Source organism: Roseateles sp. GW821-FHT02E12 (assembly GCF_059421665.1).
This window is the reverse complement of the sequence record NZ_JBWKVK010000001.1, coordinates 1,743,047-1,753,947: the sequence shown is the minus strand read 5'-3', so window position 1 is coordinate 1,753,947 and position 10,901 is coordinate 1,743,047. Positions and strand designations below refer to the sequence as shown.

The window sequence follows — 10,901 nt, the reverse complement described above, 5'->3', positions numbered from 1 at the left end:
GGCGTGGTTGCGGGCTTCGCTTCACTCTACACGACGGCCCCGGAATTCGGGTCGTTGGGGTCGTCACGATTCACGGCGGTCTTGATCAGGTCTTCGCGCTTGACGCCCAGCCACATCGCGATGGCCGCGGCGACGAACACCGACGAGTAGATGCCGAACAAGATGCCGATGGTCAGCGCGACGGCGAAGTAGTGCAGCGTCGGGCCACCGAACAGCAGCATGGACACCACCATCAACTGCGTGCAGCCGTGGGTGATGATGGTGCGGCTCATCGTCGACGTGATCGCGTGGTCGATCACCTCGTGGGTGTTCATCTTGCGGAACCTGCGGAAGGCCTCGCGCACCCGGTCGAAGATGACCACGGACTCGTTGACCGAGTAGCCCAGCACCGCCAGGATGGCCGCCAGCACCGCCAGCGAAAACTCCCACTGGAAGAAGGCGAAGAAGCCCAGGATGATGACTACGTCGTGCAGGTTGGCGATGATGCCGGCCAGCGCGAACTTCCACTCAAACCGGATGGCCAGGTAGATCATGATGCCGACCACCGTCGCGGCCAGTGCCTTGGCGGCGTCCTGGGCCAGCTCGGCGCCGACGGCCGGGCCGACGACCTCGGAGCGCGACAGCTTGATCGGTTCGGCGCCATCGGCCTTCTTGCAGATCTGCTTGCTGACCTGCTCGCCCTGAGGCGTGACCTGCTGGATCTGGCTGATCGTGCCGCTCTCGGCGGTGCACAGCTCGGTGAAGACCTTGCCGACCAGCTCGGTCTGCTTGATGTCGCCGCGCACAGGCAGGCGAATCATCACGTCGCGCGAGGAACCGAAGTTTTGCACCTGGACTTCGCCGAAGCCCATGTGTTCGACGGTGAGGCGGGTCTTCTCGATCTCGGCCGCCTGCGGGTAGGCCACCTCGATGACGGTGCCGCCGGTGAACTCGATGGAGAAATGCAGGCCACGCGTGACCAGGAAGAACACGGCGGCTGCGAAGGTGATGAAGGAGATCGCGTTGAAGATCAACGCGTGCTTCATCAGCGGCAGGTCGCGCTTGATGCGAAAGAGTTCCATGTCGTCTTCTCTTTAAGCCTTGGCGGCCACGTCGGTGGTTTCGGCTTCGGGCTTGTCAGCTTCTGGCTTCCAGATCTGCCCGATCGACACGCTCTTGAGCTTCTTCTGGCGGCCGTACCAGAGGTTCACAAGGCCGCGCGAGAACACGACGGACGAGAACATCGAGGTCAGGATGCCCAGGCAGTGCACGACGGCAAAGCCCTTGATGGGGCCGGAGCCGAACACCAGCAGCGAGACGCCGGCGATCAACGTTGTCACGTTGGAGTCCAGGATGGTGGCCCAGGCGCGCTCGTAGCCGAGGCGGATGGCCTGCTGGGGCGATTCGCCGCCGCGCAATTCCTCGCGCACGCGCTCGTTGATCAGCACGTTGGAGTCGATGGCCATGCCCAGCACCAGCGCGATGGCGGCGATACCCGGCAGCGAGAGCGTCGCCTGCATCATCGACAGCGCCGCAATCAGCAGCAGCAGATTGAAGCCCAGCGCCAGCGACGAGAACACGCCGAACAGCAGGTAGTACACGCACATGAAGGCGGCCACCGCGGCAAAGCCCCAGGTGACGCTGGCAATGCCCTTCTCGATGTTTTCCTTGCCCAGGCTGGGGCCGATGGTCTTCTCTTCGATGATTTCCATCGGCGCGGCCAGCGAGCCGGCGCGCAGCAGCAGGGCCGTGTCGCTGGCTTCCTGCGTCGTCATCGCGCCCGAGATCTTGATGCGGCCACCGCTGAGTTCGCTGCGGATGACCGGCGCCGTGACAACCTCGCCCTTGCCCTTCTCGAACAGGATGATGGCCATGCGCTTGCCGACGTTCTCGCGCGACAGGTCCTTCATGATGCGGGCGCCCTTGGCGTCCAGCGTCAGGTCCACGGAGGGCGAGTGGTTTTCGTCGAAGCCCGGCTGAGCGTCGACGAGGGCGTCGCCCGTCAGCACGACCGTGCGCTTGACGATGATGGGGCCGAAGCCGCGGTCGATGAAGCGCTCGGTGCCGAAGGGCACGGGGCCATTGCCCTTCAGCGCTTCCAGCGACTCGGCGCCGTCGTCCACCATCCGCAGTTCCAGCGTGGCGGTGCGGCCGATGATGTCCTTGGCCTTGGCGGTGTCCTGCACGCCAGGCAGCTGCACGACAACGCGGTCCAGGCCCTGCTGCTGGATGACCGGCTCGGCCACGCCCAGCTCGTTGACGCGGTTGTGCAGCGTCGTGATGTTCTGCTTGAGCGCGGCGTCCTGCACGGCCACCTGGGCCTTGGGATTCAGGTTGCCGGTCAGGCTCAGCTCGCTGCCCTCGCCCTGCGGCGTCCAGATGACATCAGGCAGCTGGTTGCTCAGCAGGTTGAACGCGGCGGTGCGCTGTTCGGCGTCACGGAAGGCGATGACGACCGTGTTGCCGTCGCGGCTGATGCCGGCATGGCGGATGTTCTTGTCGCGCAGCATGGTGCGCGAATCGCCGGTCAGCGCCTCGGCCTTCTTCGTCAGCGCCGCCTTCATGTCCACCTGCATCAGGAAGTGCACGCCGCCGCGCAGGTCCAGGCCCAGGTACATCGGGTTGGCGTGCAGGCTGGTCAGCCACTGCGGCGAACGCGACAGCAGGTTCAGCGCCACGATGTAGGTCGGCTCGGCCGGATCGGGGTTCAGCGCCTTGCTGATCGCGTCCTTGGCCTTGAGCTGCGTGTCGGTGTCGCCAAAGCGCGCCTTGACCGAGTTGCCGTCGAACTGCACGAAGTCCGCCTGGACGCCGGCTTCCTTCAGCACGGCCTCGATGCGGGTGGTCATCGCGGTGTCGACCTTGACGGTCACCTTGGCACTCGACACCTGCACCGCCGGCGCTTCGCCGAACAGGTTGGGCAGGGTGTAGAGAGTGCCGATCAGCAGCGCGACGAGCAGGATCGCGTACTTCCAGAGCGGATAGCGGTTCATGAGACTTCCTTGTCAGCGCCTGAGCGGCGTGGTCAGCGCCCCGGGAGGTGGCGCCACGCCGGCTTACTTCAAGCTGCCCTTAGGGAGAACCTGGGTGACGGCGCTGCGCTGGATCTGCAGCTCGACGCCATTGGCGACTTCGAGGTGGATGAAGTTGTCGCCCAGCTTGGCAACCTTGCCGATGATGCCGCCGGCGGTGACGACCTCGTCGCCCTTCTGCACCGCTTCGATCATGGCCTTGTGCTCCTTCTGGCGCTTCATCTGCGGCCGGATCATGACGAAATAGAGCACCACGAACATCAGCACCAGGGGCAGCATGCCGAGGAGGCCGTTCTCGGGACTGGCAGCCGGGGCGGCCTGGGCGTAGGCGTTGGAGATGAACACGTTGAATTCCTAGGTGGGAAGGGCCGCGACAAACCGCAGGACAACCTTGAATTCTAGTGCGGCCGCCTGAATGGCCTGCGCCGGCCCTGCAAGGGGTGCTCAGAGGGCGCCGCGTCCTGCTAATCTGCGCCGCCATCGAACTGCCGCGGAGCCCCCCCTTGCCGATCAGGACCCTGACCGACCGACTGAGCCTGCGCCGACTGCTGACGCTGCCCTACGTCGTGTTGGTGCTGGCCCTGGTGCTGCTGATGGGCACCCTATCCTGGCGCGCCGGGCGCGACACGGTGGGCACCTTGTCCGGCCAGCTGCTCGTGGAGGCGGTGAGCCGCCTTGCGGTGTCCCTGGAGCGCCACGTCGGCGGCGCAGACGCGGTGCTGGAAGCCGCCTTCCCCACCGGCCTGCCGGCCCCCGACAGCGTCAGCCGCGAGCTGGCCACGCTGCGCACCCGCTTCTGGCTGGCCACCTCGGTGCATCGCGACCCGAACAACTACGTTTACTACGGCGACCGCCACGGCCATTTCCTCGGCCTGTGGCGCTTCTCTGAACTGGAAGCCGAACTGCGCACGCGCACCGAGGGCGTCGGGCCGCGCACCCTCTACCGGCTCAGCGGCATCACCGGCGACCTGCGGGCGCCGGTCATCGAGGACAAGGTCTTCGAGCCGCGCGAGCGCCCCTGGTACCAGGCCGCACTGTCCAACCCGGCGCCCCTGAGCTGGACGCCGGTCTACATCGACTTCAAGACGCTGGACCTCGTCGTGACGCGCACCAAGCGCGTCGGCAACGACGTTGGCGAACCCGAGGGCGTGGCGGCGACCGACTTGCCGCTCAAGCAGGTCAACGCGCTGCTGCAGCGCCTGGCCTTGACCGAGAACGCCGTTGCCATGGTGGTGGAGGCCGATGGTCAACTCATTGGCGTGTCGCGCGGTGCGCACATGAAGACGCGGACTGTCGGCCAGCACGAGCGGCTGAACGCCGCCGAGAGCCCCGACGCGCTCGTGGCGGCCGCCTTCGACGCGGTGCGCCAGCGCACGACCTCCGGCCCCGAGTCCCTGGGCACGGCGCCGCGCACCGACAGCTTCAGCGATGCCGAGGGCCGCGTCGTGCAGCTCGGCTATGCCCGCGTCGACCCGGCGCTGGGACTGAACTGGCTCATCATCGTCGCCGTGCCGCGGGCCGATTTCCTCGCCGGCGTGCAGCGCAACTTCGTGCAGGCCGCCATGCTGGCCGGCCTGGGCGTCATCGTCGCGCTGGGCCTGGGCTGGGCCGTGCTCGGCGTCGTCACGCGCGAACTGCGCGAGCTGGCCGAGGCGGCCCGCCGCGTCGGCGACGGCGTGCTGGACGAGCCCCCCGAGGTGCACCGCACCGACGAGCTCGGCGAGCTGGCGCGCAGCTTTGCCGACATGCAGCGGCGCCTGCTGACCGACCAGCTGACGGGCCTGTCCAACCGCGGCGCCATCCTGCGCCGCATCGAGGACCGCATCCTGCAGCAGCGCCGCCGCGGCGACCGCTGGCCCTTCGCCGTCATGTTCGTCGACCTGGCGCGCATCAAGGAGATCAACAAGCGCTTCGGCCACGGCATCGGCGACGCGGTGCTCAAGGAGACGGGGCAGCGCCTGCGCGCCAGCGTACGCATCGGCGACATCGTGGCCCGCTACGCCGGCGACGAGTTCGTGCTGCTGCTGGACTCGGTTGAGAACCGAGCCGATGCCGAGGCCGCGCGCGACCACCTCGAAGCCGCCCTGCGCGCGCCGCCAGAAGCGCTGGCCGGCATCGCGCCTGCCGATTTCGTCGTTGGCACCAGCTTCGGCATCGCCCTCTACCCCGACGACGGCCAGGACACCGAAGGCCTGCTGCGGCATGCCGACGCCGACATGTACGCCCGCAGGCAGCAGACCCTACCCACCGATGCCTCCAAGCCCTGACTCCGGCATTGACCTCTCGGCGCTGCGCCGCCACGCGGTGGCGCGCAGCCTGTTCACCCCGACCACCCTGCTGAAGGCCGTCGAGAAGCTCGGCGGCTTCGTGCAGGCCGACCCGCTGCGCGCCCCGGCCAGGGCGCAGGACCTGACGCTGCGCCACCGCGTCAAGGGCTACCAGGCCGGCGACCTGGAGCGCCGCTACCCGCGCCTGCCGCTGCAGGAAGACTTCTTCATCAACTACGGCTTCGTCACGCCCGAGCTGCGCGCGCTGATGCACCCACGCACCACGCGCCGCGTCTGGGACAAGCCGCGCTGGAAGCTGGCCAACGCCGTGCTGGCCGAGGTCGAGCGCCTGGGCGAGGCCCACCCGGCCGACGTCGACGCGGCGCTGGGTCACGGCCCGGTGAAGAACTGGTTCGGCGGTAACAGCCGGCTCTCCACCGAGTTGCTGGACGGCCTGCACTACCGAGGCCACCTCGACGTCGTGCGGCGTGACAGCGGCACGCGGGTCTACCGCCTGGGGCCGACCTGGGAAGCCCACCCCGACCCGCAGACCGCGATGGACGCGATGGCCGATGTGCTGGTGCGCAAATACGCGCCGCTGCCGGCCGGCAGCCTGTCCACCTTGATCAGCATGCTGTTCAATGCCTCCCACCAATGGCATGAGCTGCGCAAACCCACCTTCGCCCGCGCCAAGGAGAGGCTGGCCCATGCCAAGGTCGACGGTGTCGACTGGTACTGGCCCGCCGACGAAGACCCGACGCGCGGCTGGCGCATTCCGAGCCAGGTGCGGCTGCTGGCGCCCTTCGACCCCGTCGTCTGGGATCGCCGCCGCTTCGAGCTGCTGTGGGGCTGGGCCTATCGCTTCGAGGCCTACACGCCGGCGGCCAAGCGGGTACGCGGCCATTACGCGCTGCCCTTGCTGTGGCGCGACCAGGTCATTGGCTGGGCCAATGCGGGCGTGAAGAGTGGGCGGCTGAAGGTGGACTGCGGCTATGTGGCCGGCAAGGCGCCGCGCGATGCCGGTTTCAAGGCGGCGCTGGAGGAGGAGCGGGAGAGGCTCGCGACGTTCCTGGGCGTGGAAGCGGGTTGAGGCAAGAGACTCCACCCACCGTCTGATCGAGGAGGCTCCCGTGCAAACAGACAACCAGCGCAAGAGTTGGCAACACCTGTTCCTGCTGATCCTCTTTCTGCTCAGCCTGTACTACTTTTACAGGGCGGTGAACTATCGCTTTGGCACTCCTGGACGCATGGGGCCGCCCAATCCGATCGCACCGGCGTGGTACTACGTCCATGCCCTCGTCGCGGTCCCCATGTTGCTGGTGGCTCCATTGCAGCTGACCTCCGAGCTCCGCAACCGCATGCCGGCTCTTCATCGAGTGCTTGGCAGGGCGTATGTGTGCTGCGCCATCGTCGCGGCGCCGACAGCCATCTATATGGGTGTCGCCGGCCCCTATGAAGGCTCGCGCCTGTCGATTGCCCTGACCGGCGTGCTCTGGCTGTTCTTTACGCTGTCGGCATGGCGCCTGGCGGTAGCAAGGAACTTCGTGGCTCATCGCGCGTTCATGATTCGCAGCTACGCCATGGCGCTCGTCCTGGTATGGCTGAGACTCATGTACGACCTCCAGGACGTCCTGTTCTTCTATGTCAAGAACGAGGACTTGCGCGATGCAACGCGCGAATGGGCCTCCTGGATAGTCCCTCTGCTGGCCGTCGAAATATTCCTGTCCTGGCTGCCCCAGCTCCGCGGTCGCAAGAACCGATAAGTCCAAATGCATCGCTCATCCATGCCCAGGATCACATCCACCCCGACCACCGCCGGAATCCTCGCCATGCGCCGCCTTGCCCCACTGCTGCTTGCTCTGACCCTGAGCCCTCTCGCCCATGCCGACGAAGCCAGCACCACCTCTGCCTTCCAGAAACTGCGCACGAGCCCCTGGCTGCTGCGCCAGTTCATGGCCGAATTCCCCAAGGGCGGCGACCTGCACAACCATCTGGACGGCAGCATCTATGCCGAGAACATCATTCGCTGGTCCGCCGAGGACGGCAAATGCGTGGCGCCCGCCACCGGCCAGATCAGCTTCCCGCCCTGCGACGCGCAGCGCCCGGCCATGAAGGACTACGCGGCCGATTCGGTGAACTACCGCCAGCTCGTCGACGCCTGGTCCGTGCGCAACTACGAGCGCGGGCCGAAGTCCGGCCACGACCAGGTCTTCGACACCTTTGGCCGCTTCATCCCCGGCACGATCGGCCGCGAGGGCGACATGCTGCGCGAGGCCACCAACCGCCGCGGCGCGGAGAACACCGTCTACCTGGAGCTGCTGCAGTCCTGGGGCATGGACAAGGCGCGTGCCATCGCCGCCGCCGAGCCAGGTGCCTTCCGCGCCGACCAGCCGGCCAAGGACTGGGCCGGGCATCCGGTCCTCCAGCGCGTCGTGGCCGACACGCGCACCGAGCTGGACCGCATCGAGAAGCGCTGGCGCGAGCTGGCGCACTGCGGCCAGGCCGAAGCCGAGCCAGGCTGCGGTGTCACGCTGCGCTACCTGGCCCAGGTCATCCGCACCTTCCCGCCGGAGCAGGTCAACGCGCAGATCGCGCTGGCCTTCCTGCTTGTGAAGGCCGACCCACGCTACGTCGGGCTGAATCTCGTCGCGCCCGAGGACGACCCCGGCACGCTGCGCCACTACCGTGAGCAGATGGCCGTCGTCGGCGCCTTGGGCAAGGTCTACCCCGAGGTGGCGGTGAGCCTGCATGCTGGTGAGTTCGGCTTCGGCCTGGTGCCGCCGGAGGACTTCCGCGACCACATCCGCCAGGCCCTGGACGTAGCCGGCGCGCGCCGCATCGGCCATGGCGAGGCCATCGGGCTGGAAACGGGCGCGTTCGACACGCTGCGTGACATGGCCAAGCGCGGCATCGCGGTCGAGATCAACCTGACCAGCAACGCCATCGTGCACGACCTCAAGGGCGATCAGCACCCTTGGCTGCTCTACCGCCAGTTCGGCGTGCCCACGGCGCTGTCGGCCGACGACGAAGGCGTGTTCCGCATCGACCTGACGAACGAGTACCAGCGCGCTGCGGCCACCTACCCGAAGCTGAGCTACCGTGACTTCAAGCAACTGTCGCGCAATGCCCTCCACTACGGCTTCGTCGAGGGCCAGGCCTTGCTGGCCGACACCGGCAGCGGCCGTCTCGTCGCGGCCTGCGCGGGTGAACGATCCACGCCCGAGCCCAAGACCGCGCGCTGCCGCGACTTTCTGTCCACCCACACCAAGGCCCGCCTGCAATGGGACCTGGAAGCGCGCTTTGCCCGCCTCGAGGCCCGGCCTCACTGAATGTTTCTCGACATCGGGCCCCTGCGCCGCAACACCGCCTTTCGCCGCCTCTTCGCCAGCCAGTTCATCTCGGGGCTGGGCACCATGGTCAGCTACGTGGCCGTGCCGTGGCAGCTCTATGAACTGACGCGTTCCAACGCGCAGGTCGGCCTGCTGGGGCTGGTGCAGTTGATCCCCGTCGTCGTCTGCGGCCTGCTGGGCGGTGCGGTAGCGGATCGGGTGGACCGCAAGCGCCTGCTGATCGGTTCCGAGGCGCTGATGGCGCTCTGCCTGGCCGGCCTGTTGATGAATGCGCTGGCCGCCGCACCGAGCGTCCTCGCCATCTACGCGCTGGTGGCCGTGCTGCAGGGCGCGAGCGGCTTTCACCGCCCAGCGCTGGAGGCGCTGACGCAGAAGTTCGCTCGACCCGAGGAGTACGCGGCCGTGGCGGCGCTGTCGTCGGTGCGCGGCACGGTGGGCATGGTCGCCGGGCCGGCGCTTGCCGGGCTGCTGCTGGCCAAATGGGGCGCGGTCGGCGCCTACATCTTCGACTTCGCGAGCTTCATCGTGGCGCTGTTCTTCATCGCCCGCATCCCGCGCGAAGCCATCGGCACGGTCAGCAATCCCGGCGAGCGCCCGCACCTGCTGGCCGACCTGGCCGAAGGCCTGCGCTTTGCATGGGCGCGGCCCGCGCTGATGGGCACCTACATCGTCGACATCGTCGCGATGGCCTTCGCTTTCCCGGTCGCGCTGTTCCCGGCCATGGCTGCGGCGGACGGGCGCACCGAGTCGGTCGGCTGGCTGCTGTCGGCCATGTCGGTGGGCGCGCTGCTCATCGGCCTGTTCAGCGGCTGGACGGGCAAGGTCAGCCGCCATGGCCGCGCCGTCGTCATCGCGGCGGCGGTCTGGGCGCTGGGCATCGTGGCCCTGGGCTTTGCGCCCAGCCTGATGCTGGGCCTGGTGTGCCTCGCCGTGGCGGGCGCGGCAGACATGGTCAGCGGCGTGTTCCGCGGCACGATCTGGAACGAGACGATTCCGAACACGCTGCGCGGGCGGCTGGCGGGCATCGAGATGATCAGCTACCTGACCGGCCCGCTCGTCGGCAACGCGCGGGCCGGCTTCATGGCGGACGCCTGGGGCGTGGCGCCGGCCATCTGGATCGGCGGCGTGATCTGCCTGGTGAGCGTCATCGCGACAGGCTTTTGCCTGCCGCGTTTCTGGGCCTACCGCAGCACGACCGCCGCCGCTTAGACGTTGACCGAACTCATCTGCGCCGCCGGGTAGCGCGTGCCTGCCACGGCGTGCTGGGCGAGCAACGCATCGATGCGTTCACGCCGCCCGTCGTCGAAGTGGATGTGCGAGGCCTGTGCGTTCTCGTCCAGCCGGGTGATGCTGCGCGTGCCGGGGATGGGCACGATGTCCTCGCCCTGGTCCAGCAGCCACGCCAGTGCGAGCTGGGCGGGCGTGTAGCTCCACTCTTCCGCCAGCGCCGCGAGTGCGTCGGCCAGCGCGAGGTTGTGGTCCAGGTTCTCGCCCTGGAAGCGCGGGTGCACGCGGCGGCGGTCGTCCGCAGCGAGCTGGTTGGCCGAGCGGATGGCGCCGGTCAGGAAGCCGCGGCCCAGCGGGCTATAGGGCACCAGCGCGATGCCCAGCTCGCGGCAGGTCGGCAGCACCTCGGCCTCGACGTCGCGGCTCCACAGCGAATACTCGGTCTGCACGGCCGCGATAGGGTGCACGGCGTGGGCGCGGCGGATGGTGGCGGCCGAGGCTTCGGACAGGCCCAGGTGCTTGACCTTGCCCACCTTCACCAGCTCGGCCATCGCGCCGACCGTCTCCTCGATGGGCACGGTCTTGTCGACGCGGTGCTGGTAGTAGAGGTCGATGCGGTCGACGCCCAGCCGCTTCAGGCTCGCGTCGCAGGCCTCGCGCACATAGGCTGGGCTGCCGTCAATGCGCACGGCAGCGCCATCCGGCGCACGCACATGGCCGAACTTGGTGGCGATGACGACCTCGGCGCGGCGCGCGGCCAGCAGTGGCGACAGCAGGCGCTCGTTGGCGCCAATGCCGTACATGTCGGCCGTGTCGAGGAAGTTGATGCCGATGTCCAGCGCGTGGTGCAGCACTCCCAGCGATTGCGCGTCGTCGGCCGGGCCGTAGAAATCGGACATGCCCATGCAGCCCAGGCCGAGGGCCGAGACGTCGGGGCCGTGGGTGCCGAGGCGGCGGCGAGACAGGGGTGAGTGGGTCATGGTGGGCTCCTTGAAGGGATCATCGACGGGATGGCGAGAGCTTAGAAACCGGCGGGGCACTCGCCC

At 68.1% G+C, this 10,901-nt stretch carries 9 protein-coding genes; 5 read left to right on the top strand and 4 right to left on the bottom strand.

Annotated elements, in window-relative coordinates:
* Positions 1-26 precede the first annotated feature (26 nt).
* The 3 genes from secF to yajC form a co-directional block, all read right to left on the bottom strand.
* Positions 27-1,061, bottom strand: coding sequence for a protein translocase subunit SecF (gene secF / locus AC07V5_RS08395; protein WP_495115186.1), 1,035 nt, complete (start codon positions 1,059-1,061; stop codon positions 27-29).
* 12 nt (positions 1,062-1,073) lie between these two features.
* Positions 1,074-2,972 (bottom strand): protein translocase subunit SecD, encoded by a 1,899-nt coding sequence (secD, locus tag AC07V5_RS08390; RefSeq protein ID WP_495115185.1) that lies wholly within the window; start codon positions 2,970-2,972, stop codon positions 1,074-1,076.
* Between the two features lie 63 nt (positions 2,973-3,035).
* Positions 3,036-3,356 (bottom strand): preprotein translocase subunit YajC, encoded by a 321-nt coding sequence (gene yajC, locus AC07V5_RS08385; RefSeq protein ID WP_495115184.1) that lies wholly within the window; start codon positions 3,354-3,356, stop codon positions 3,036-3,038.
* A gap of 158 nt (positions 3,357-3,514) precedes the next feature.
* On the opposite strand from yajC, the gene AC07V5_RS08380 reads away from it, so the two are divergent.
* The 5 genes from AC07V5_RS08380 (at position 3,515) to AC07V5_RS08360 (ending at position 9,837) form a co-directional block, all read left to right on the top strand.
* Entirely contained in the window at positions 3,515-5,278 is a 1,764-nt protein-coding gene (locus AC07V5_RS08380) for a diguanylate cyclase domain-containing protein (protein WP_495115183.1), read from the top strand.
* Positions 5,262-6,368: a DNA glycosylase AlkZ-like family protein gene (locus tag AC07V5_RS08375; protein ID WP_495115182.1), complete on the top strand. Its 1,107-nt coding sequence runs from the start codon at positions 5,262-5,264 to the stop codon at positions 6,366-6,368. The genes AC07V5_RS08380 and AC07V5_RS08375 overlap by 17 nt, the downstream gene beginning before the upstream one ends.
* 40 nt (positions 6,369-6,408) lie before the next feature.
* The gene (locus AC07V5_RS08370) at positions 6,409-7,041 is read left to right on the top strand and encodes a DUF2306 domain-containing protein (RefSeq protein ID WP_495115181.1); all 633 of its coding nucleotides are present in this window, start codon (positions 6,409-6,411) and stop codon (positions 7,039-7,041) included.
* A gap of 66 nt (positions 7,042-7,107) precedes the next feature.
* Positions 7,108-8,607: a hypothetical protein gene (locus AC07V5_RS08365; protein WP_495115180.1), complete on the top strand. Its 1,500-nt coding sequence runs from the start codon at positions 7,108-7,110 to the stop codon at positions 8,605-8,607.
* Entirely contained in the window at positions 8,608-9,837 is a 1,230-nt protein-coding gene (locus AC07V5_RS08360; RefSeq protein ID WP_495115179.1) for an MFS transporter, read from the top strand.
* Here the strand turns inward: AC07V5_RS08360 and AC07V5_RS08355 are convergent.
* Positions 9,834-10,835, bottom strand: a complete 1,002-nt coding sequence (locus AC07V5_RS08355) for an aldo/keto reductase (RefSeq protein WP_495115178.1) — start codon at positions 10,833-10,835, stop codon at positions 9,834-9,836. The genes AC07V5_RS08360 and AC07V5_RS08355 overlap by 4 nt on opposite strands.
* Positions 10,836-10,901: the final 66 nt, after the last annotated feature.

Bases quoted from the DNA above. Each gene is read 5' to 3' on its own strand.
- AC07V5_RS08355 (WP_495115178.1), bottom strand. From the start codon at position 10,835: ATGACCCACTCACCCCTGTCTCGCCGCCGCCTCGGCACCCACGGCCCC.
- AC07V5_RS08375 (WP_495115182.1), top strand. From the start codon at position 5,262: ATGCCTCCAAGCCCTGACTCCGGCATTGACCTCTCGGCGCTGCGCCGC.
- AC07V5_RS08360 (WP_495115179.1), top strand. From the start codon at position 8,608: ATGTTTCTCGACATCGGGCCCCTGCGCCGCAACACCGCCTTTCGCCGC.
- AC07V5_RS08365 (WP_495115180.1), top strand. From the start codon at position 7,108: ATGCGCCGCCTTGCCCCACTGCTGCTTGCTCTGACCCTGAGCCCTCTC.
- secF (WP_495115186.1), bottom strand. From the start codon at position 1,061: ATGGAACTCTTTCGCATCAAGCGCGACCTGCCGCTGATGAAGCACGCG.
- secD (WP_495115185.1), bottom strand. From the start codon at position 2,972: ATGAACCGCTATCCGCTCTGGAAGTACGCGATCCTGCTCGTCGCGCTG.